Source organism: Chitinophaga japonensis (genome assembly GCF_007830125.1).
GTDB classification, from domain to species: Bacteria; Bacteroidota; Bacteroidia; order Chitinophagales; family Chitinophagaceae; genus Chitinophaga; species Chitinophaga japonensis.
On record NZ_VLLG01000005.1, the window covers coordinates 272,238 to 295,074 of the forward strand.

Genomic DNA, 22,837 nt, shown 5'->3' on the forward strand with positions numbered 1-22,837 from the left:
AATTTTGACCGGATCAGATTTTACCGTCATGCTAAAGACCGCCGAACATCTTTACCTGCAGATAGCAGACCGCATAGAACAGCTCATTGAAAAGGAAGTGCTGAAAATTGGCGACAAGCTGCCTTCCGTGCGCACGCTCAGCAAGGAGCAGGGCGTAAGCCTCAGCACGGCCTTCCAGGCCTACTATCACCTGGAAGCCAAAGGACTGATAGAGCCGCGGCCCAAATCCGGCTACTACGTGCGCTTCAGCCCGCGCAAGCTGCGGGACCTGCCCAAAACCTGCGAGCCGGTGAAAAAGGCCTCGGAAGTAACGGTGAATGAAATGATCGCGCGCGTGTTCCAGCACATGACGGCAGACAATATCCTGAAATTCTCCATTGCCGCTGCGGCAGACAGCATGCTGCCTGCCGCCAAAATATCCAAGTCCATGGTGCAGGCCATGCGCAAGGCGCCGGACGGCGGCATCGGCTACGAGTCCCTGCAGGGCAACCTGGACCTGAGAAGGCAGATCGCGCGGATGAGCATCCTCTGGGGCGGCGTGGTGAGCGAGGAGGATGTGGTGACCACCAACGGCTGTACCGACGCGCTCACCCTGAGCCTCTGCGCCACCACCCAGCCGGGCGACACCATTGCGCTGGAAAGCCCTGCTTACTACGGCTCCCTGCAACTGGCCGCCAGCCTGGGCCTGAAAGTGCTGGAAGTGCCTACCAACCCGGTCACCGGCGTAGACCTGGAGTACCTGGACAAAGCCATTCCCCGCTTCAATATCAAGGCCTGCCTGTTTGTGACCAACTTCAACAACCCGCTTGGCTCCTGCATGCCGGACACCCACAAAAGAGAACTGGTGCGCATCCTGGAGAAATATGATATTCCCCTGATAGAGGATGATATTTACGGGGACATTTACTTTGGCCGGGAACGGCCCGCTCTCTGCAAAACCTTTGATGAAAGCGGCATCGTGCTGGCCTGCAACTCCTTCTCCAAATCCCTGGCCCCGGGCTACCGCGTAGGCTGGACCCTCCCCGGCAAATACAAGGAGAAAGTGCTGCGCCTGAAACGCAATCACTCCATTGCCTGCCCTTCCCTGCCCCATGCCGCTATCGCACATTTCCTGGAAAACGGCCGCTATGAGCACCACCTCCGCACCCTGCGCAAGCAACTGCACACCCAAAGCCTGCGCTACCTGCAGGCCGTAGCGGATTATTTTCCCGAAGACACCCTCGTGACCCGGCCTATGGGCGGCTTTGTGCTATGGGTGGCGCTGAACGAGCAGGTCAATACCTTTGAGCTGTATGAGCTGGCGCTGAAACATAAAGTGAGCTTTGCGCCGGGCCGCATCTTTTCCCTGCAGGACCGCTACCGCAACTGCCTGCGCATCAGCTACGGCAGCCCCTGGAGCAGGCAGGTGGAAGAAGGCATTAAAACGCTGGGAAAGCTGATCAGGAAACTGGGGAATTAACCAGGTTCAATGAAAATAAGGAAAAGGAAGCCCCTTGCCGGTTTCGCACAACAATCGCAGGCTTCTCAGGAAAAGGGCCCAGTCATAGCTGCATGAGGCATACCCCGGTGTATAATCTTTCCAGCCGTCATGACGGAAAAACAACACGGTGCCTTTGTCGCCTGGCTGCAGCTCAAACGTGATCGTTGTACCGATCCAGTCCTCATAACCTTTAACGCAAAGCCATTCCACCCTGCTTGCCGGTGCAAGTTGCGTGATCTTCATTTCCTTGAAATAATCCGGGCCAAAGGCAAACCGGGCAATACTGCCTGTCTCCGGTTTTGCTTTTGTTTCAGGCGTCCACCACCCTGACAAACCTTCCTCCAGGCTTAATGCGTCATAAACCGTTTCAGGCGAGGCTTTAATTGATAGCCTGTGACAAATGCTTTTCATAACAAGTAATTGTATGGTGAATAATCAACCACAAAGTTATTTTCCTGGATCCACTCCGGGTGGCGGTAAAATAGACTTTATGACGGGGTGATATGGACAAAACAACGGCCGGAACAGGAATGCTCCGGCCGGACTGTTTAAACCTACAATTGTTACACTGTAACAATAAAACGTTAAGAAGTTTTGCGGTAGTTCCAGATAGCAATGCCGTTCATCACCAGCGCATAGCCCAGCATTACCAGCAGGAAGAACTGTATATCCGCCCAGCCGCTGCCTTTGAGCAGCACCATGCGTATCACCTTTACAAAATAGGCGATGGGATTGAACCAGGTGATCACCTGCGCCCAGTGCGGCATATTCTCCACCGGGGTGAACAGGCCGCTCATCAGCATAAAGATGATCACGAAGAACCAGGCAATGAACATGGCCTGCTGCTGTGTTTCCGTAAAAGTGGAGATCAGCAGCCCCATGCCCAGCATCACCCACAGGTACACCGCGGCAAACAGGAACACCAGCCACAGGCTGCCCGCCATGGGCAGGCTAAACACCAGCTTGCCCACCAGCAGCCCAAAGGCCAGCTCAAACAGCGCTACGATCCAGAAAGGGATCAGCTTGCCCAGGATGAAATGATGTTTGCGTATAGGCGTTACATTAAGCTGCTCAATGGTCCCGATCTCCTTCTCTTTTACAATGTTCATCCCGGACAGGAAAGCGCCGATCATGGTTACCAGCACCACCAGTATGCCCGGCACCATGAATATTTTATAATCCAGCCGCGTGTTGTACCAGTTGGAGAAGGTCACCGCTATCACGGGCGGGCCGTTGCGCTCGTCCAGGGCCAGCCATTCTGTGCGGATGTTCCTGTTAAAGTCGCGGATAATGCTGCCGGCGTAAGCGTTGGCCAGGCCGGCCTTGCTGCCGTTAATGGCATTCACCAGCAACTGCAGGGTCACTTTATCCTCCCGTACCAGGTCCCGCTCAAAATGCGGCGGGATCACCAGTACAATATCGGCCTGGTCCCGCTGCAGGTCCCGGAACCCGTCTTCCCGGTCAAACGTCTGGCGGTTCAGCCGGAAATAGCCGCTGGCCGTGAGCTTGTGCGTGAGCCGCCGCGACCAGGAGGAAAGATCATGGTCCACTACATCGATGGACAGGTCCTTCACTTCATAGTTGGCCGCATTGGACAGTATCACCAACTGCACGATGGGGATAATGAGAATGATGCGGAGCATGGACCTGTTACGGAATATCTGCAGGAACTCCTTTTGCAGTAGAAAGAAAATGGTACGCATCAGCTTAAACGGGTTTTAAAGTTACGTATGCTCATCGCCACAAACAGCAGCGTCATGCCGCACAGCACCAGGGTCTGGAGCCAGATGACTTCCAGCCCCGCTCCTTTCAGCATTATATCTTTCAGGATGATGATGAACCATTTGGCGGGCATGAGATTGGACAGCCACTGCAGCGGCAGCGGCATGCTTTCTATGGGAAAAATAAAACCGGACAGCAAGGTGGTGGGCATCAGCAATCCCATCATGGAGGCCATCATGGCTGTTTGCTGCTTGTCCGTTACCGTGGAGATCAATATGCCCAGCGACAGGGAGGTGAGCACGAACAACACGCATTCCATTAACAGCAGCACCATGCTGCCCCGGATAGGCATGCCGAACAGGAACACGCCCAGGGCCAGGATCATCAGTGCGTTGATGAACGACAGCACGATATAAGGCACCACTTTTCCCAGCACGATCAAAGGCGGCGGCAAGGGCGATACCAGCAGTATTTCCATGGTACCCAGCTCTTTTTCCCGGGCGATGGTGATGGAGGTCATCATGGCGGACACCAGCAGCAGGATAAGCGTCATAACACCTGGCACGAACAGGAATACGCTTTTAAGGGCAGCGTTGTACTGCATGGTTACCGTAGTATCGATGGTCAGCGGCAACTGCGTTTGCCCGTTCAGCTCCTGCTGGTAATTGCCGATAATGGAACTGGCATAGTTGATCAGCGTGGTGGCGGTGTTGGGATCGCCGGCATCGGCCAGCAACTGCACCTGCGCCTTCTTGAGGTGAAAGAAGGACTGGCCGAACTCCGGGGGTATCACCACGGCCATTTTAATGCGGCCTTCGCGGAAAGCGTCCTCGATGGTCCGGTGGCTCTGCAGGCGCCGGTCTATGCGGAAATACCCGCCTGCCGTGAGCTTTTGCACCAGGCGCGTGCTGTAGTAGTCCCTGGACTGATCCAGTACGGCGATATCCGCATTTTTGATCTCGTTGGTAATGGCAAAGCCGAAAAGAATGATCTGCACTACCGGCATCCCGAAGAGGATGAGCAGGGTGCGCTTATCACGGAAAATATGATAGAACTCTTTCCTGGCAAATACGAAGAACTGGCGCATGTTTTAAATATGAAGTGTGATGTATGAATTATGCAATACGATGATTAATGTTTGCTACTTCCCCCTCGCCAATTTCAAAAACACATCATCCATAGAATCCGCCCCGAACTGTGCTTTGAGCTGCCGGGGCGTGTCCAGCGCCTGTATGCGGCCGTCTACCATGATCGACACCCGGTCGCAGTACTCCGCTTCATCCATATAATGGGTGGTGACAAAAACCGTAACGCCGCGGCTGGCTGCTTCATAGATCAGGTCCCAGAACTGCCGGCGGGTAATGGGATCTACCCCGCCTGTCGGCTCGTCCAGGAACACGATGGAAGGATCGTGCAGGATGGCTACGGAAAAGGCCAGCTTCTGCTTCCAGCCAAGGGGCAGGGCGCTCACCAGTAGGTCCGCCTCTGCCTCCATTTCCAGCTTCTGCAGCAACTGGCGGGTCTTTTCCCGGATCGCTTCGTTGCCAAGGCCATAGATACCGCCGTAAAAGCGGATGTTCTCCTTCACCTTCAGATCCTCGTACAGTGAAAAGCGCTGGCTCATATACCCGATGTTCCTTTTCACTTTATCCGCCTGGGTATATACATCGTATCCCGCTACCCGGGCTTCGCCGCTGGTAGGGCGCAGCAGGCCGCAGAGCATGCGCATGGCCGTGGTTTTACCGGCCCCGTTGGCGCCCAGGAAGCCGAATATCTCTCCCTGCTTTACCTCGAACGTAATGGCGTTGGTGGCGGTAAAGTCGCCGAATTTTTTTGTGAGCGCGTTGGTAACGATCGGTTGCATAACGTTGATTTTATCGGTGGCTTTTCATCAGCTCCATGAAACAATCTTCTATACCGGCTTCAATGGGCTCCATGCTGAACTGCTCGTGCTGCTTTGGTTGCAGGTAAGCCTGCAGTTGGTCTACACGCTCGCGGCCATGCTTCAGCGTAAGGTGCAGGTGCTCCCCGAACGCATAGCAACTGTCCGTATCCTCAAAGGCGCGCAGGTCCTGTATCAGCCGGTACATTTCTTTGGCCCTTACGGCCCACAAGGGTTTGCTGAATTGCCGGATAATGGCCTGCGGCGGGTTGATGTTCAGCAGTTCCCCGTTCTGTATCAGCGCTACCCGGTCGCAGAGCATGGCTTCATCCATGTAAGGCGTGGACACCAGGATGGCGATCCCCTTTTTCCGCAGGCGCTGCAGCATTTCCCAGAACTCCTTGCGGGAAACCGGGTCCACACCGGTAGTAGGCTCGTCCAGGAACAATACGGCCGGCTTGTGCACCAGCGCGCAGCACAGGGCCAGCTTCTGTTTCATACCACCGGAAAGCTTGCCTGCCGGGCGCTTTTTAAAAGGCTCGATCTGTACGTATATTTCCTCTATCAGCTCGTAATTGGCCTCCACCGTGGTGTTGAAGATGGTGGCAAAAAAATGCAGGTTCTCCGCTACCGTCAGGTCCTGGTACAGGGAGAAACGTCCCGGCATGTAGCCTACTACCCGGCGGATGGCCTTGTAGTCCTTCACCACATCCAGCCCGGTCACGGAGGCCTGCCCCTTGTCCGCCAGCAACAGCGTGGTGAGGATGCGGAACAGGGTGGATTTGCCGGCGCCGTCCGGGCCTATCAGGCCAAACAGCTCTCCTTCATTCACGGTAAAGGAAATGTTTTGCAGGGCCTGTACCGTGCCGAATTTTTTATGAATGTCCTGTACAATAATGGGTGCTGGCATGGCTTAGCGGTTTGACAGTTTCAGTTCTGCCGGCATGCCTATTTTCAGGCTGCCGTCGTTCTCCACTTTTACTTTCACCGCGTATACCAGGTTGGTCCTTTCCTCCTTGGTCTGTATCACCTTGGGAGTGAACTCCGCTTCGGCAGACACCCAGGTAACGGTACCTGGCCACTGGCGGTATTTTCCTCCCGGCTCGTCGGTGCGCACCGTTACCTGCTGGCCTACCTTCACATGGCCCAGCAGTTCCTCTCCCACGTAGGCGCGCAGGATGAGGGAAGAGAGGTTGGCGATCTTATACAGGGGCTTGCCATAGTTCACCACTTCCCCCGGCTCTACATACTTGGTGAGCACGATGCCGCCTACGGGGTTGACTATACGGGTTTGCCGGAGCTGGTCGTTGAGCTGCAGCACCTGAGCTTCCAGGGGCTGCGTTTCGCTGGTGTAGCCGCTCACCTGCGTTTGCAGGGAGGAGGCCAGGGAGCGGTACTGCTTTTCCAGCACAGCTATCTGCGCGTTCACATCGTCCAGTTGTTTGGTAGTGGCGGCATTGGCCTTTACCAGGTTCTGAATGCGCCGCTGCTCTACTTTTTGCGTGGCGATCTGCTGGCGGATCACTTCCAGTTGCGGGCCGGTTTCCGGCACCTTGCTCAGCACGGCGCGGATATTGGCCTTCAACTGGGACTTTTTAAGGGAGAGCTGGGTGGAGTCTATCCATCCCACAATGGTGTCTGCCGGAAGCGTCATGCCCTCCTCCACGGTAAATGACAGCAGTTTGCCGGTGCCCTCCGCGGATACCACGGTTTCCACGGCTTCAAAATTTCCGTAGGCGTCGGCGTTATCATCATTGGACCGGCAGGCGGTGAGTGCGGCGGCCAGCAGTATAGCGGTAATTGCGCTGCGCATAGTGATCCTGTTTTTAAATACGGGTAGCATGTGTTAATAACCTTTTATAAGTTGATAATTGATGCGGGCAAGGGCCAGTTGTATCTGGTGCGTGCTTTGGTCTATCCGGGCCTGGGTAACGGCGTTGAGGTCTGTAATATAGTCATGCACGGTGATCACGCCGTTGTCCAACTGTGCGGCGCTGGCGGCCTGCACACGGGTGCGCAGGGCCACGATGCCGTTATCCTTTTCCAGCGTTTCCCGCAGGCGCTCTATTTCCGTGCGCTGCTGCGCCAGTTGCACATTGGTATTGAGCGTGAAGGTCTCTGACTGGTGCGCAATATTCTTTTGCTGCAGGCGCAGGATATCCTGCTCTTTGCGGTGGTAGCGCCAGTTCCAGAGCGTCCAGTTAAGCCGGATGCCGCCCATGTAAAAAGCGTCGAAATCATTGTTGAGCATATTCAGCCCGGGCCGGCCGTAGCCGCCCTGCACAAAGGCGCTGATGCGGGGCATGGGTTTGGTGGCGGCCAGCCGTATTTCGCTGTTGAGCGCAGCGGACTGCAGTTGGTACAGTGCCAGCTCCGGCCGCAACAAGGTGTCTGTTTGCCGGGCAGGCGCCGGCTCCTGCGGCAGTTCCAGCTTAATGGCAGCACCGCTGTAGCCGGTAAGCAGTTGCAGCACGGCCAGGTTGGCCCTGCGGGAGGCGGCGGCCGACAGCTCCTGCTGTTCTGCGCGTAGCTGCTCCGCCTGCAGCATGTCCACGTTGGAGGGCAGCACGGTGCCATTCTCCACCCCGGCCTTTAAACGGTCTATGCGTTGCCGTATATCCGCCTGCGTTACCCTGGCTGCCTGTACATAGGCTTCCGCCAGCAGGGCGTTGAAATAGGTTTGGGTAACCTGCTGCCTTACCTTGTACAGCTCCACTTCCACGCGCTGCTGCTCCGTAAGCTGCCGGGCGGCCTGCAGCTCCCGCTGCCGCCGGGTAGCGCCGCCATCGTACAGCAACTGGTTCACATCCAGGGTAGCGCGGTACTGGTCCTTTGCAAACTCGGGGATGTCCACGCCGGGCACTTTAAAGGGGAACTGCGTTACATCGCTCTGGTAAGTAGCCTGACCGTTCAGCGCGGCTTGCGGCAGATAGGCGGAATTGGTGTTCCTGACCTGCAACTGCAGGATACTGTCCAGCACCTGCTTTTGCCGCAGCAAGGGGTAGTGGTCCCGGGCCAGTTGCTGGCATTGCTCCAGGGTAAGCAGGGTGCTGTCCTGCGCCTGTACCCGGGCGGTGGCCAGCAGCAGTATCCAAATGAAATACTTCATCTTTAACTGTTTTATTTAACTAATTGGTTAATATGGGTGCAAAAAAATTTACGGCGCTATCGCCCTTAAAACAAAATCGCTTACCAGTTGCCGGCGTTCTTCGATCAGCATCCGGAACTGTACATCATCCATCCCGAACACGGCCTGCGCCAGTGGTTTGGCTACAAAGGGAAATATGCACATGGAGAGCACATTCAACAGCAACTGGATCGGGCTTATTTTCCGGATTTCTCCTTTTTCCCCGGCCACTGCTATCTCTCTCAGAAACCGTTCCAGGTCGGGGAAGTCCGGCCGCGATCTGAATTTTTTTATCAGCAGCGCCGGGTTCTGCTGCAGCTCGTTCAGCACAAACAGGGGAATGTGGGGGTATTGGGACAAGCCTCCTATATAGCTGTCTACCACACCCCTGATCTTTTCCGGTAAGGTCAGGTCATTACTGATCACGCTGTTCAGCCGGGACACCAGCTTGTCCAGCGCTTCGTCAAATACCAGGGCAAACAGCTTGTCCTTGCTGCGATAGTAATAATGCAGCAGGGCCTTATTGATCCCGGCTTCATCGGCAATGTCCTGCATACGCGCTCCTGCCAGGCCTTTCTGTAAAAACACCTTCTTGGCGGCGGCAATGATCTGTTCTTCTGTGTTCCTTTCCCGGGCCATAACTTTAAAGTTTAACCATTTGGTTAATACAAAGGTATAAAAAGATATTTACCGGCAAAATTTATTTTTCAGGGCGCTTTGTCAGGTTTTATAATCAATATAGTCCGGTATTTCAGCAGGCGCTTTGCCAGCCGGGGAATGACGGTGAGGACCTGGCGGTGCCGCTGGCAAGAATTGAAAAGGCGGGAGGGCAGGTATTGATGCCCAAAACTTCAATAGGCGAGAACGGCTTTTAGGTGATGCACCCACCATCCCCCCTGCCGGCCGGCGGGTGGGATGGCGGGTACAGTATTATCTGCCCCGGCGTTTACAGGGTAGCTACGGGGTGCACCATAATGCCGCCGTCAATGTTCACTTCCGCACCGCTGATGAACTTCGCGTCATCAGAAGCCAGGAAGGCTACCAGCCTGGCCACTTCTACGGCCTCGCCGATCCGCTGCAGGGGGATAGCCTGGCCCAGACGTCCCTTGGCTTCCTCCAACTGCTCGGCGGGCAGCCCGATCTTTTCGAAAATAGGGGTGGCAATGGGGCCGGGGTTCACCACGTTTACACGGATATTGCGCGGGGCCAGTTCCCTTGTCAGTGTCCTGGCCAGGGAGTTCAGGGCCGCCTTGCTGGCGCTGTACACGGCATTGCCTACCATACCTGAAATAGCTGAAATAGATGACAGGAACACAATGGTGCCGCCATCTTTCAACAGGGGCAGCAGCTTTTGCGCAGTAAAGAAAGCGCCTTTGAAGTTGATGTTCATAACATCGTCAAAATGCTGCTCGCTGGCATCCGGGAACGGGACCATCTGCGCGATGCCCGCGTTGATGAACAACACGTCCACCTGGCCGTATTCCGCTTTAACATGCGCGGCCAGCGCATCGGCGTCGGATAGCTTACCCTGGTCGGCCACAAAACCTGCGGCCCCGCTGCCCAGTGCAGCCACGGCCTGGTTCACCGCCGCCTCCTTACGCCCGGTGATCAGCACCCTGGCGCCATTGGTTAAAAATACCTGTGCAGTGGCAAAGCCTATGCCGCTGTTCCCGCCGGTGATCACGGCTACCTTGTTGAGTAACTGGTTCATTTGTTGGATATATTTTAAATTGATGATAGAAGATTATTAATAGAATTATTTAAAAACTTCAATATATAAGCGCATAGTCCTCCCTTGCAGGCCTGTATGCCTGCTTTCTACATCGAAACATTTAAAATAATCGATACTTTATTGTAAAAAAAATCAGCTCAATCCCTGGAAGAAGGCGGACAGGTATTTCATCATCTCCCTGTTCACCGTCAGTTGCACCGTGCGGCCCGTCTTGTCGTAGATCAGCACGCCCGCGTCCACCAGTATTTTTACATGATGCGAGATCGCCGGCTGCGACAGCCGGGTAAGCTGGCTGATGTCAGCGCATACACAGGTCCCTTTCCGCACTATTTCCAGCAGGATGGCGAGGCGGTGCCTGTCCGAAATGGCATTGGCCGCTTTTGCTATAACCGAAGCATCCATGACACAAAGATAAGGGTTTTTTATCAATACATCGAAATATTTCGATGTATTATTAATGCCATGATCCCGGGAAAAAACTTATCTTGACAACAGGGAATAAAGAAAAGGGCTAACAAACAACGGTCAGGCATGCGTTAACGGCTGCTGCCGTTACGTTTTGGGGTTAGTCGCTATATGCAGAGAAAAGTAGCGGCGTTTTGATACAGACAAAATTACCACCGGCCGGCGCAGGGGACAAGCGCAGTAACTCCTTAAAATATCAGGTATTTCTACCTGTTTTTTCAGGCAATTCTACGAAGGAAGGTGTGGGGCGCATCGGCTAATTTGCAGCTCAGTTCACCAAAAAACCTCAGAATATGAAACAAAACCGCTTTGCTTACGCTACTGCTTTGCTGGCATCCGTACTGTTCGCTGCCTGCCAGCAGCCACCGGACAACAAAGGTGGCAAAGACATTCCCTTTGATACTGCGAAAGCGTGGGTGCACGCCATTCATATAGATACCGCAGCCCAGCTTACCCGGGACTTCCGGGCGGCCCGGGAAAGGCTGAGAAAGCTGGTGGGCAGCACCCAACAAAACCTGGACAGCATCCTGCAATTGCCCAGCGCCGAAGCCTTTAACCGGGACGCCATCGCCGTGTTGCTCAACCAGGAGGACGCGCAGGGCATCCGCATTTACTATGGCCGGGGCAGTAAGGGAGAAGTCAAGCTGGTGCTGGTGCCTATTGACTCCAAAGGCAATGATATTGTTACTACCCTGCTGGACAGCACCAGCAATCGCAGCGAACAGGCCGTAGGCTACATACCGGGCATTTCCACCGCCAGGGCCGGCGCACGGCGGGCGGCAGCACAGGCCATGGAAAACGGCCAGCGTTGTGATCCCCCGCCCTGCGGCACCAGCAAATTAACCGAATAGTCACCTTTATACCTGCCCATGCAACCCAACCACATCGCCAATTTCCTGCTGAGCGAATTAGTAGCGATCCCATTGATCATAGGGGCGGTACGCTTTTACCGGATCAATACCAGCTACCACCCTTTCATCCTTTTATTGCTGATGGCTTTCACCTCGGAAGCCATCAGCTTTATCTGCATCCATTTCTTTCATTACAACAATGCCATTACGGTCAACATCTACGCATTGATCGAATCCCTGATCCTGCTGTACCAGTTCCGCGCCTGGGGCTTCCTGCACCGGAAACAGCGGCTGTTCTATACCCTGGTGGCCGTCTTCATCCTTTTATGGACCGTGGAGAACATTGTTTTCTTTAAAATAGAGACCTACTCCCCTTTCTTCAAAGGCGCCTATTCCTTCGTGATCGTGCTGCTGAGCATTAACGAGATCAACTACATGATCGTGCAGGACAGCCGGTTGCTGTTCAGGAACGCCAAATTCCTCATCTGCCTCGGCTTCATCATCTACTTCATTTACCAGATCATTTATGAAGCATCCTACTATGTGTTAGGCAAAGATGATGTAGTAAGCGTAGCTACCAGGATCATCAGCCTGTTCGGGTATGTAAACGCTTTTGTAAATTTGCTGTACGGCGTAGCTGTGTTTTTGATCCCCGAAAAAAAGAACGATCTTTATTTTAACCGTCACTTTGAGCCGTAGGAAGATGGAAGTAAGAGGCCGGATGTAAGATGCCTGCCTCCTGCTTCATACGTCTTACGTCATACATCTTACATCATATTTATGGGTGACAAGATATTTTATACCACTGTCTTTGTTTCTTTACTGATCGCCATCATTATCATTTACTTCGTGGTGTCCATCATCCTGTATCACCGCCGCTACATCCGGCTGCAGCGGGAACGGATCACCGCGGAGATCACCATACTGGAGAACGAGCGCAAACGCATTGCCACCGACCTGCACGACAGCGCCGGCCCCCTCCTCTCTACCGTAAAGCTGATCCTCAACAGCATAGATGTGCAAAGTGAGCACGACAAAAAGATCATCGAAAAATCCAGCCGCTACATCGACGAGACCATTACCAACCTCCGCCAGATATCTCATAACCTGCTGCCCAACGCCCTGGAACGCAAAGGGCTGGTAGAGGCTACCCGCGAGTTCATCCAGCAGGTGAGCGAACAGCAATCCCTTGCCATTGAGCTGCGCTGCAACGGCGATATCCGGGTACAGCCCGAAAAGGCCATCCATATCTTCCGCATTATCCAGGAAATTATACAGAACACCCTCAAGCACGCCAGGGCCAGCCAGCTCCGTATCTCCCTCAGCCAGGACGACGGGCAGCTACTGCTGCTGGTACGGGAAAACGGCGCCGGCTTTGACGTAAAAAAGGCCAAAACCACTTCCGCCGGCCTGGGCATGAAAAGCCTGGAGATCAGAACAGACATCATGCATGGCTCCCTGGCCATCGAATCCGCACCCGGGCAGGGCACCCAATACTTTATAAAGATCCCCGCCTGAATCAATGCATAATAATTTGTATATTTACCTCGCAGGAAAGGCGTTTTTCACCCCATTTAAACAAGTCGGAAGCAGGCAGTTGACAGTCAACGGGAGCAACTACAGAACTGGATAAACGACTGCAAACCACCGGCTGCAGGCTACCGATTACAAATCACTCCGGGACAATGGATCAATCAATCAGATTACTGATAGCAGACGACCATGAGATATTCAGAGACGGGCTGGCATTGATGCTTTCAAGACAGGACAACATACAACTGGTAGGCCAGGCTTCCGACGGCAGGGAGCTGGTAGAGCTGCTGGACACGGTGCAGGCCGATATCGTTATGACGGACCTTAAAATGCCGCGCATGGACGGGGTAACGGCTACCCGCATCCTGCTGGAAAAGCATCCCGGCCTGAAGATCATTGCCCTTTCCATGTTCGATGAAGAAGACCTCATCGTGGAAATGCTGGAAGCCGGCGCTAAAGGCTACCTGCTGAAGAACGCCGATAAGGCCGAGATACTGGAAGCCATCGCCCAGGTATACGACGATCATATTTTTTACTGCCGCCAAACCTCCGCCCGGCTGGCTTCCATGATCGTGAAAAGCCGCTTTGACCCCGCACGCGAAAAAGAAAAGATCGCCTTTACCGACCGCGAAAAAGAGATCATCCGCCTCATCTGCCAGCAGTATACCGCGCAACAGATCGGGGAAAAGATCTTCCTCAGCAAACGCACCGTAGAAGGACACCGCACCCGCATCCTCGAAAAAATGAACGTAAAGAACACCGCCGGCGTAGTGGTGTTTGCGCTGAAGCATAACCTGATCAAAGAAGAGGAGCTGTTGTAACATTTTTTGCAACATAGTTACATTTTACAAAACTTGTGGCTATATTTGCTATATGCGCACAACACAGCTTCACCATATGCGTTCCCTGCTGGCCATGTTCTTCATGGCCCTGCTGGTGTTTGTACAGGGAGTGAAGCTGCTGCACCGGCACGGCGATACGCTGTCGAAACAGCGCTATGCGGCGGACCGGCATGCGGTGGACCAGCGCTTTAACGCCGCCCACTACTGCGCCGTATGTGATTACCAGCTCACCAAACATGCGGAGCTGCCGCCCACCGTTGAATCGTTACAGTTATTATCCTTCCGTTATATCACTTACGCCTTCCGCCCCTCTACGGCCTGTTCCGGCGCCGCGCAGGCGCCTGCCGGCAGGGGACCGCCCACCACCTGCATTGCATAATGCCCCGTACGGCGCTTTCTCTTTATCGTATTCATTGACAGACGTTCCCTCTTATTATTATGCTGCAAGCTATTGCACTGACCTGCACATTCGGTCAGCACACGGCGCTGCACGCGCTGGACCTGGAAGTAGGCAAAGGCGAGATCTGCTGCCTGCTGGGACCTAACGGCGCCGGCAAGACCACCACCCTCAATTGTTTCCTGGGCTTCCTGCAACCAGCCGGCGGCACAGCGCTGGTAAATGGTATCAACGTGGCCCAACACCGGCAGGAAGCCCGCCGGCACCTGGCCTACATACCGGAAACCGTCATGCTCTATCCTTACCTGAGCGGGCTGGAGAACCTGCAGTTCTTCAACGCGCTGACCGGGCGGGAGCTTTCAAAGGAGCAGTACATACAACTGCTGCTGGATGCAGGATTGCAGCAAGCCGCCATACATCGCCGCGTGCAAACCTATTCCAAGGGCATGCGGCAGAAAGTGGGTATTGCCATTGCCACCGCCAAAAATGCCGGCGCCCTGCTGCTGGATGAGCCTACTTCCGGGCTGGACCCCAGGGCCAGCAACGAGTTCTCCGACCTGCTCCGGCGCTTCAGCAACGAAGGACGCGCCGTGCTCATGGCCACCCATGACCTCTACCGCGCCAGGGAAGTAGCCACACGTATCGGCATTATGAAAGAGGGCCGCCTGCTCACCATGATGGATGCCGCCGCCGTAGACCACTATGCGCTGGAAAGCATTTACATGGAACATATGACCGCAGAACTGTAGTAACATGCTTAGAATATTAGCCGCAAAAGAATGGCGGATGGTATGGCGCAGCGGTACGCTGGCCGCCATCCTGTTAGCCCTGCTGGTATTGACGGGCATTGCCTTTGCCAGCACCCGTATACAGTACAAGCGCCTGTACCTGGAACGTACCGCCGCCAATGCACAGTTCCGGCAGCAATGGGAGCAGCTCAAAGCCGGCGATCCGCACAGCGCCGCCCACTTCGGCACCTGGATTTTTAAGCCCGTTACGCTCCTGGGCAGCTTTGACAAAGGGATTGATAATGTAGCCGGGTATACGATGCGGGTGGAAGCGCATGTACAGCACAACCTGGCCACCTCTCCCCTGCGGCCGGCAGATACCTACCTGCGCCTTGGCGAGCTGACGATGGCCAATGTGCTGCTGCTGTTTTTCCCACTGTTCATACTATGCTACTGCTTTAACAGCTATACACAGGAAAAAGCCTCCGGCACGCTGCAACTACTGCTGTTGCAGGGAGCAAGCCGCCCCGCTGTACTCAGGAGCAAGGCGGGGCTGCACCTCGCAGTAGTGAATACCATGCTGCTGACCATGATGCTGGCCTTTCTGCCAGCCCTGCTACTCGGCGGTGGCGGCCCGCTTAACAGTGGTGAGCTGCTGCGCATACTGCTGCTGTTGGCCTGCTACGCCTGCTACTGCAGCATATTCGTACTGCTGGGCGTCATCCTGTCTGCCATAGCCGGGAATGCCCGCCAGGCCCTGCTTATAGGCTGCGGCATCTGGCTGCTGTGGAATGTGCTGCTGCCCCGGCTCTCGGCTGCGGCGGGCGACGTATGGCATCCCCTGCCCTCACAGCACGCTCTGGAAGAAAAAATAGAGAAAGCCATCAAGACCGGCATTAACGGCGACGATCCCCGGGAAGCGCGGCTGGAGCGGCTCACCCGGCAGGTGCTGAAAAAATACAATGTTACGGACATCAGCAGCCTGCCTGTGAACTTTGACGCTATCCGCCTGCAGTCCAATGAAGACTATGCCCAGATGGTATATGGTAAATACGCAGCCGAAACCGACAGCACCATGCGCAGGCAAAACAACATTACCCGCTATGCAGCACTGGCAGACCCCTTCCTGGCTGTCCGCAGCATTTCCATGGCGCTGTGCGGCACAGACTATGACCATCATTGGCATTTTGATGCGGCAGCCCGTAGCTACCGCCACACATTCATCCGCCGGCTGAACAACCAGCAGGCGTATGGCGGCGGATCGTCCGATCAGGACTTTTACCGGCAGATGCCCCGCTTCCATTACGAGCCCCCGGGACTTGCCGCAGTGCTGCGCAGCCAGTTGTTGCCGCTGCTGTCGCTGTTGCTGTGGCTGCCGGGATGCCTGTTATTGTTAAACAGAATAGCCAGACATGAACCGTTTGTATAGCAATATATCCGTCATAAAGCGTATCCTCCAGATGGAGGTGCATATGCTGCAACGCACAGCTTTGCTGCCCGCGCTGCTGGGTATTCTTTTCCTCTCCGGTGCTGCTGCGCTGTTATACGGGCGCCATGTAATGGTAGCGCACAAAGCAACGCTGGACAGCATTCACCAGGATTACCAGTTGCGGTATGATGAGTTGTACGGGCAGTTGCAGGCGGATACCAGCACGCCAAAGGGCAAAACAGCATACATATCCGCCACGCACCCGGCAGTGGTGGATTACCGCCTGCACCGCACCGTGTACCACCCCCCGGCCCCGCTTTCCCTGATGGCCATAGGCGTAAGTGACATGGCCACCTGGTACTACCCGGTAAGCGTAAGGGGCGGCTACGTGCCTGCAGAGGAAAAAGTGAGCAACCCGGAGCATTTGCAGACAGGCAACTTTGATGGGGCGTTCCTGCTGGTGTACCTGCTGCCGCTGATGGCCATCTGCCTGAGCTACAACCTGCTTTCACAGGAAAAAGAGCAGGGCACTCTCTCATTGTTTGTAGTACAGAAAGGCAATATCACCGGCGCCCTGCTACTGCGCCTGCTGCTACGTTACCTGATGCTGATGGCGGCCATTGTGCTGATATCCCTGGCCGGTGTGCTGCTGGCTGTGCCACAGCAGGGCTTTCCCTGGCGGGACTTCCTGGCCTGGACAGGCGTAGCGGCGGCCTATATGGCGCTGTGGATGGGCATTATCTGGTTCATCCTTTCCTGGAATGCATCCGCGGCCGTCAACATCATCGCCATGCTGGGTGCCTGGCTGCTGTTGCTGGTAGTCATCCCCGCCGCCACCCGCCTTACGACAGACAGCCGTTATGCGGATGATACCGCCGGCAATGCCTCCCTGCAAAGATCCATTAAGTGGGAAACCTGGGACCTGCCGCAAAAACATCTGCTGGACAGTTTTTATGCCGTGTACCCGCAATACTTTAATGCTCGTGCATATGATACGGGAACTACCAACCTCCGCCACGCCATGGCCTATTACGAGTTGGTAGAAAGGCGTATGGAACGTGTCCTTTCCCGGCAGGATACGGAGCGCCGCCGCAACATGCAAGCCGTGGCCGCCTCCTGGCGTTATAACCCGGCCGTATATACGCAGGCTTTGCTGAACGGCATTGCCCGTACCGATGTAGCAGACTACGCCTGGTTCCATAACCGGGTGGCAAGCTTCCACTACGGCTGGAAACAATTCTTTTACAATATGCATTTTAACGATCTGCAGTTCACGGCCGCAGACTATAAAGCGATGCCTGTTTACCATCCGGCCTACGATCCCGCCGGCCCTGCGCGGTGGATGCAGGGCATATTGTACCTGCTGCTGCAGGCTGCTGCATGGCTGCTGGCGGGCATACTGGTATTATTATTACATACAAATCCATATACATGAACAAAACGTTACTTATACAGGTATGTTTATGCAACATAGTCCTGTGCGGCTATGCCCAGCACAAAAATGACAGCCTGCGCCGCCAGCGCCTGCAGGAGATTGTTGTGCAGGAAAAGAAAAGAGCGCTGAAGGCCGACAGCATGGCGCCGATGCTGCGCCTGCAGGGCCGGCTGCTGGAAACGCCGCAAAGCATTGTAAGCATCAGCAGCGAGCTGATACGCCAGCAGGGCGCGCTGGTAATGAAGGATATTGCGCGCAATGCCAGCGGCGTCAAGTTCGGGTATAACAGCTCTGTATTTGACGCATCTACCGTAGTAATGGTAAGAGGCTTCAGCTCCCAGACCTTTGTAAACGGCATGCCGCAGCGCAGCGCAATGGGTGGGCTGATAGACGACGCGGCCATTATGGAACGGGTGGATTTCATTAAAGGGCCTGCGGGCTTCCTGCTTTCTTCCGGGGAGCCGGGAGGCAGCATGAATATTTCCACCAAAACGCCCCGGCTACAAAAGATACGGCTGCTGGAAGTATCCGGCGGCAGTTTCGGAATGCTGCGCGGCGCTGCCGACATTGGCAGCGCCATAAAGGACAAAGGCTTCTCTTACCGCCTGAACCTTGCTTACCAGCAACAGAACAGCTTCATGGATTTTATTAAAACAAAAAAGTATGTGGCCGCACCCGTGCTGCAGTACAACTTCAGCCGCAATACCTGGCTGCTGGCAGAGTATAATATTATCCGCGCCACGGCCGACGGCGGCAGCAGTGTTGCCAAAGTAGGCAGGGAGGAAGAGGTGCTGAAAGACCGCATTGGCAATAATTATGCGGGCGATCCCGGCCTGCCGCAATCCTACACCCAGTCGCAGAGCGTGCGCATGCTGCTCTCCCACCGGTTCAATGAGCGCTGGCGCCTTTCCGTGCAGTCCAAATACACAGTAACGCCGATGGAAGTATGGTACCTGATGTCCGACAACTATTCGCCGGTGAATTTTGACAGCACCAACATCACCCGGCGCATGCCCGTGTTCAGCAATATTACCGGCCGCGTAGCCGCCGTGCAGGCCTATGTGAACGGCACGTTCCATACCGGCAGCCAGGTACAGCACAACCTGCTGGCCGGGGTGGATTACAACTACAGTAAGGACCAATTTGCCAACGCTTACGGTAAAAATACGTTCTCCTTTGACCGGACAAAACCGCAATACGGGCTGAACACAGACAGCGTGCGCATGCTGAACGACCCCCTTCTTATACTGCGGGAAAACAACTGGCTGTCTTTCTTTGCCTATAACACCACTCGCATTCGCAAAGGCTGGCTGCTGAACTACGGGGGCAGGTTTACGGTGAATACGCCGGTTACCATAGACCCCAGCAAACCCGCCCGCGATGAAACCGCTTTCTCTCCCCGCCTGGGCGTTACCCGTCTGCTGGGTGAAAACACGTCGGTATATGCCATATACGATCAGTCCTTCATACCACAAACAGGGGCTGACTTTGAAGGCACCCCCTTTGATCCGCTGCGCGGCAACAGCATTGAAGTAGGCGCCAAGCGGGAATGGTTCCAGCGCAGGCTCATTACCAGTTTGGCCGCTTATCGCATTATCAAGAACAACCTGCTGGTAACGGACCTGGAGCACCGGGGCTTCCGCAGGCAGATAGGGCAGGCTACCAGCACCGGTGTGGAGTTAGATATTACCGGGCGCATTTCCAACAGGCTTTCCGTATCGGCCAACTACGCCTATACCCATGCCATTACCAGCAAGGACGCCAGGAAGGAAAATGAAGGCGCCCGGCTGGCCTTTATACCGGAGCAAATGATCAACTCCTGGCTGCAGTATACCATTCCGCTCAACGAAATATCCCGGCTCAGCATCAGCGCAGGGCACAGCACCGTTACAAGGAGTGGCACCTACACCCGCAACGTATACCTGCCCGGCTATACGAAGTTTGACGCGGGCATTGCCTATGATGCCGGCAAATGGTATGTGCGCGTGGTGGCGGACAACCTTACCAACAAGCGCTACTTTTCCAGCGGCGATATACTGGATGTATCGACGGGCTCCATTTACCCGGGCGTAAAGGCCTACTATTACACTGAAGGCGAGCCCCTCTCCTTTAGAACTTTTGTGGGCGTAAGACTATAACCTTTGGACATAGATTGCAATCGGGGATAATGCCGAAACCCCATAATAAGTAGGCGTTAACATCTAAAAACTCTATTTTATGAAAGAAAATCAAGTAAATCAGCTCAGGCTGAGCCTCGACGACCTTAAAATTGACAGCTTCGTGACCAGCATTGACAGTGAAATGAATATGCGCCTGGCAGGTGGTCTGGCCGGACTGAGCCACGAAACGCATACCGTTCCTTCTACAGATGACGAAGGTCACCTGTGCACGACTGTTATCTGCGACTAAGCACAGACAGATTTTTAGTGCAACAATATGTGCCACACCGCTGAGGTGTGGCACATTTATTATTCGCCTTTAATAAAACATTGTTGCAGCAGCATCCTTGTTTGTGCTATAATAGCTTCCTGTACCTGTATACGCTCCTCCTCTCCCGCTTGCGCAAAATGCGCATATAATGTTTCATCCATTACTGTTTGTAGCTTTTTGCCAGTCGCCAGCGTGCTGAACAAAGTGGCCGTGAGCCGGCCGGCCGGGAAAGCGGAAATACCGGCTTCGTGGCTGTACAACAGGTAATAATAACTGCTGCTGTCCGGCGCACGGCACAGCCGTGCGTTATGCACCGGGATGAAAACGGTTTGCAGAAAATCCGTTGCCGGCAGTTGCAGCAGTTGTTGTGCGGATGCATGCAGGAGTTCCCGCCGCTTTTCATAGCACAGCCATCCTTTATGCTGCACCCACATTTCCGTAAAGGATTGCTCAAACAGAAAGCAGTCCTGTGCAATGATGCGCTGCTCCGGCGGCAGCGCCGCTATTGCCTGCGGCAGTTGTGCGGTTAATGCGTGTATATCGGCGGCTGCGCATAGGGCGGCAATATCTGCCCCATGCTGCTGTAAATGCAGGAAAGTGTTTTTGTAGTAACGGGCAAACAGTTGCCGCTTTACCTCGCCCGGGGCATACAGGGGAGCTGTATGGAACCGGCTGTCAGCACAGATAAGGGGATGCGTAACCACGTCTGCCCGGCAAGGCATTAATGCGCCCAGCAGCATATAGCCTACCCCTGCCATGCCGGAAAACAGACCGGGGTCTGCATTGTTGCCGGGGATATATTCGTTATAGACGCCATGCTGCCGGTAGTAACGCACGGCTGCCAGCGCAAGCTGCTGTGCGGCCATACGAAGCGCCGGCTGCTGCAATACGGCGGCTGCCTGTTGCAGAAAGGCAGCCACGCCGCCGTAGCCGCTGCACAGGGTAAAATCGCCGCGTTTCAACTCCCGCGCATCCCGCAGGCAGCGTTGCACGGCTGTCTGCGCCTGCTGCAAGTACGCATCTTGTTGCGTTACCTGCCAGGCGTACAATCTTGCCAGGCCGATGCCTGCCGCGCCATGCGCCCAACTGTTCACATCGCTGGCGTATTTCCTGAAATCGGATACCTGCCATTCCATTATATCCGATTCATACAGGCGGGTACTGGTAAGGCGCAGGTCCAGCCAGTTAGCGGTTGCCGGGTCGTAATACTGCATTTCATACCGGAGCGCTTCTTCAGCCAGGTAGCGCAGCCCTTCGTCCCTGAAGTACTGCGCTGTTTGCAGCAGTGCATAGGCAATGCCCGATGCGCCGTGAGAGAACCCGGCCAGGCAGTCGTAGGATTTTTTGATGTGGCCCCACCGCAGGCCCTGGGGAGCAATGCGGGCATGTTGTATCATCTTATCTATCAGCTTCCGTATCAGCTCCGGCAACCGCTCATTTTTCGTATGTGCATGCAGGTAAGTAAGTATCCATATATTGCCGGCATGACCGCTGAGAAGATCGTCCTGCGTTACATGCTCCAGTATGCCCTGCTCAAAATACGGCAGCAGGTCCAACGCCCTTCCCATATAGGCGGCATTTCCGGTGGCTTCATACATTTTTACGCAGAGGTATAGCAACCCTGTAGCGCCGGTATACAGGATAAAATATGCCGGCTGAACAATGGAGGGATGCTGCAGCAAAGCAACTGTGGCCGCTTCGCAGACCTGCAGGTATTGCGGCTCGCGATAGTGCTCATACAACCGCAGGTAGAACAGGATGATGCCCGCACTACCGTTAAAAAGGGTTGTGCTGTCGGTTTGTCCTTCCAGATTGGCATGAATGGCGGCCGGCTGTATATGGGGTAAAAGCATATCCGCTATGCGGAGCAATTCCGTTTCTACCTCCTGCTGCTGTTCATGCGTCCATGCCTGCATAAATATGCTCCATACATTTAAGGGTGAAGAACATAATATAGGCCTCGTCCAGGTTGGATATGCCCAACCGGTTATGCCCCATATGCATAAAGCTGCCAATAATGGGGCGAAGCTCCGATGCCGTAAAGCCCAGCGCCCGGTACTGGCAGAAGATCTCCCGGTTGTGTGCAATGAAAGTTTGCAGGTGCGGCTCCGCATTGTCCTGCTCCATTTCCCGCCACAACTGAAAGGTGGCAGCCGTCAACGCAGGCGCATAGACCGCAAATCGGTCGTGCAGCATCTGCATGTAATGTTGTTCCTTCGCCTGCGCATCCTTTGTATGGCCATACAGGCGGGGCAGCCATCCCTGTATGAAATGGCGGCAAATATCCAGCGCGCTTGCTTCCTCTTCCCGCAACGCATACAGCAGGGCCATATTGAGGCGGATAGCATGCAGCAACGCAACGGAGTTATCCCAGTCCGGCGTGTCATGTATGTGCTGTAATACATAACGGGATGAGGCTATAAACTGCTGCTCCGCCCAGCCTATGCTTTGCGCATTGCCGTAGCGCTCCGTTTCCGGCTGGTAAGGAATGTACTGTAATGTATCATTAGGCAGCAGGGGCCTGCTCCTATACTGCGTATCATCCCTTTGCGAAGGATGCTGCGCAAAAAAGCTGCGGGCAGCGGCTTCCTGCAATGCCTTTACGGTTTGCACCGCTGCTGCTTTTACGTGTATACGCAGGCGTATGTGCGGTCCGCCATCCCAATAGCGGATAAAAAAGGCGTTCAGGCCGGAGCTCTGCAACAGCGGCGTTACCAGTTGGTTCAGCAGCACGTGCGGATGGCCTGCATAGAACAGGTGAGCGGATAACCAAACATTTTCCAT

23 protein-coding genes are annotated in these 22,837 nt (G+C 54.8%); 11 read left to right on the forward strand and 12 right to left on the reverse strand.

The genetic code is table 11. From position 1 onward, the window contains the following. Positions 1 to 28 precede the first annotated feature (28 nt). On the forward strand, positions 29 to 1,459 hold the full coding sequence (locus LX66_RS22445) for an aminotransferase-like domain-containing protein (protein WP_145717707.1): 1,431 nt from the start codon (positions 29 to 31) through the stop codon (positions 1,457 to 1,459). Positions 1,460 to 1,465: 6 nt separating this feature from the next. Here the strand turns inward: LX66_RS22445 and LX66_RS22450 are convergent, their stop codons facing one another. The 10 genes from LX66_RS22450 to LX66_RS22495 form a co-directional block, all read right to left on the reverse strand. Further along, positions 1,466 to 1,891, reverse strand: coding sequence for an SRPBCC family protein (locus LX66_RS22450; RefSeq protein ID WP_145717708.1), 426 nt, complete (start codon positions 1,889 to 1,891; stop codon positions 1,466 to 1,468). Positions 1,892 to 2,064: 173 nt separating this feature from the next. Beyond that, a complete protein-coding gene (locus LX66_RS22455; RefSeq protein ID WP_145717709.1) occupies positions 2,065 to 3,183 on the reverse strand; it encodes an ABC transporter permease in 1,119 nt (372 codons plus the stop codon). Then, entirely contained in the window at positions 3,183 to 4,289 is a 1,107-nt protein-coding gene (locus tag LX66_RS22460) for an ABC transporter permease (RefSeq protein ID WP_145717710.1), read from the reverse strand. Before LX66_RS22460 ends, LX66_RS22455 begins: the two co-directional genes overlap by 1 nt. Before the next feature lie 54 nt (positions 4,290 to 4,343). Further along, positions 4,344 to 5,066 (reverse strand): ABC transporter ATP-binding protein, encoded by a 723-nt coding sequence (locus LX66_RS22465; RefSeq protein ID WP_145717711.1) that lies wholly within the window; start codon positions 5,064 to 5,066, stop codon positions 4,344 to 4,346. A gap of 10 nt (positions 5,067 to 5,076) precedes the next feature. Beyond that, the gene (locus LX66_RS22470; protein ID WP_145717712.1) at positions 5,077 to 5,994 is read right to left on the reverse strand and encodes an ABC transporter ATP-binding protein; all 918 of its coding nucleotides are present in this window, start codon (positions 5,992 to 5,994) and stop codon (positions 5,077 to 5,079) included. A 3-nt stretch (positions 5,995 to 5,997) separates the two neighbouring features. Continuing rightward, a complete protein-coding gene (locus tag LX66_RS22475; RefSeq protein ID WP_145717713.1) occupies positions 5,998 to 6,897 on the reverse strand; it encodes an HlyD family secretion protein in 900 nt (299 codons plus the stop codon). Positions 6,898 to 6,930: 33 nt separating this feature from the next. Next, complete coding sequence (locus LX66_RS22480) at positions 6,931 to 8,193, reverse strand: TolC family protein (protein WP_145717714.1); 1,263 nt, start codon at positions 8,191 to 8,193, stop codon at positions 6,931 to 6,933. Between the two features lie 48 nt (positions 8,194 to 8,241). Beyond that, entirely contained in the window at positions 8,242 to 8,850 is a 609-nt protein-coding gene (locus LX66_RS22485; RefSeq protein ID WP_145717715.1) for a TetR/AcrR family transcriptional regulator, read from the reverse strand. Between the two features lie 307 nt (positions 8,851 to 9,157). Then, positions 9,158 to 9,922: an SDR family oxidoreductase gene (locus tag LX66_RS22490; RefSeq protein WP_145717716.1), complete on the reverse strand. Its 765-nt coding sequence runs from the start codon at positions 9,920 to 9,922 to the stop codon at positions 9,158 to 9,160. A gap of 153 nt (positions 9,923 to 10,075) precedes the next feature. Then, positions 10,076 to 10,345: an ArsR/SmtB family transcription factor gene (locus LX66_RS22495; RefSeq protein WP_145717717.1), complete on the reverse strand. Its 270-nt coding sequence runs from the start codon at positions 10,343 to 10,345 to the stop codon at positions 10,076 to 10,078. Between the two features lie 356 nt (positions 10,346 to 10,701). On the opposite strand from LX66_RS22495, the gene LX66_RS22500 reads away from it, so the two are divergent. The 10 genes from LX66_RS22500 to LX66_RS22545 all read left to right on the forward strand — a co-directional run bounded on the left by LX66_RS22500 (position 10,702) and on the right by LX66_RS22545 (position 20,032). Beyond that, positions 10,702 to 11,259 carry a hypothetical protein gene (locus tag LX66_RS22500; RefSeq protein ID WP_145717719.1) on the forward strand — a complete coding sequence of 186 codons (558 nt, stop codon included), beginning with the start codon at positions 10,702 to 10,704 and terminating at the stop codon, positions 11,257 to 11,259. Positions 11,260 to 11,277: 18 nt separating this feature from the next. Next, entirely contained in the window at positions 11,278 to 11,958 is a 681-nt protein-coding gene (locus LX66_RS22505) for a hypothetical protein (RefSeq protein WP_145717720.1), read from the forward strand. 81 nt (positions 11,959 to 12,039) lie between these two features. Then, positions 12,040 to 12,777: a sensor histidine kinase gene (locus tag LX66_RS22510; RefSeq protein ID WP_145717721.1), complete on the forward strand. Its 738-nt coding sequence runs from the start codon at positions 12,040 to 12,042 to the stop codon at positions 12,775 to 12,777. Positions 12,778 to 12,944: 167 nt separating this feature from the next. Then, a complete protein-coding gene (locus LX66_RS22515; RefSeq protein ID WP_145717722.1) occupies positions 12,945 to 13,613 on the forward strand; it encodes a response regulator transcription factor in 669 nt (222 codons plus the stop codon). Between the two features lie 52 nt (positions 13,614 to 13,665). After that, a complete protein-coding gene (locus LX66_RS22520; protein ID WP_145717723.1) occupies positions 13,666 to 14,013 on the forward strand; it encodes a hypothetical protein in 348 nt (115 codons plus the stop codon). Between the two features lie 59 nt (positions 14,014 to 14,072). Then, entirely contained in the window at positions 14,073 to 14,780 is a 708-nt protein-coding gene (locus tag LX66_RS22525; RefSeq protein ID WP_145717724.1) for an ABC transporter ATP-binding protein, read from the forward strand. Positions 14,781 to 14,784: 4 nt separating this feature from the next. Continuing rightward, the gene (locus LX66_RS22530) at positions 14,785 to 16,188 is read left to right on the forward strand and encodes a DUF3526 domain-containing protein (RefSeq protein WP_145717725.1); all 1,404 of its coding nucleotides are present in this window, start codon (positions 14,785 to 14,787) and stop codon (positions 16,186 to 16,188) included. Continuing rightward, on the forward strand, positions 16,172 to 17,623 hold the full coding sequence (locus LX66_RS22535; RefSeq protein ID WP_145717726.1) for a DUF3526 domain-containing protein: 1,452 nt from the start codon (positions 16,172 to 16,174) through the stop codon (positions 17,621 to 17,623). The genes LX66_RS22530 and LX66_RS22535 overlap by 17 nt, the downstream gene beginning before the upstream one ends. Then, positions 17,620 to 19,761 carry a TonB-dependent siderophore receptor gene (locus LX66_RS22540; RefSeq protein WP_158642715.1) on the forward strand — a complete coding sequence of 714 codons (2,142 nt, stop codon included), beginning with the start codon at positions 17,620 to 17,622 and terminating at the stop codon, positions 19,759 to 19,761. Before LX66_RS22535 ends, LX66_RS22540 begins: the two co-directional genes overlap by 4 nt. Positions 19,762 to 19,840: 79 nt before the next feature. Continuing rightward, complete coding sequence (locus LX66_RS22545) at positions 19,841 to 20,032, forward strand: pinensin family lanthipeptide (RefSeq protein WP_145717728.1); 192 nt, start codon at positions 19,841 to 19,843, stop codon at positions 20,030 to 20,032. Positions 20,033 to 20,091: 59 nt separating this feature from the next. Here the strand turns inward: LX66_RS22545 and LX66_RS22550 are convergent, their stop codons facing one another. Beyond that, complete coding sequence (locus LX66_RS22550; RefSeq protein ID WP_145717729.1) at positions 20,092 to 21,969, reverse strand: lanthionine synthetase LanC family protein; 1,878 nt, start codon at positions 21,967 to 21,969, stop codon at positions 20,092 to 20,094. After that, positions 21,950 to 22,837, reverse strand: a complete 888-nt coding sequence (locus LX66_RS22555) for a thiopeptide-type bacteriocin biosynthesis protein (RefSeq protein WP_145717731.1) — start codon at positions 22,835 to 22,837, stop codon at positions 21,950 to 21,952. Before LX66_RS22555 ends, LX66_RS22550 begins: the two co-directional genes overlap by 20 nt.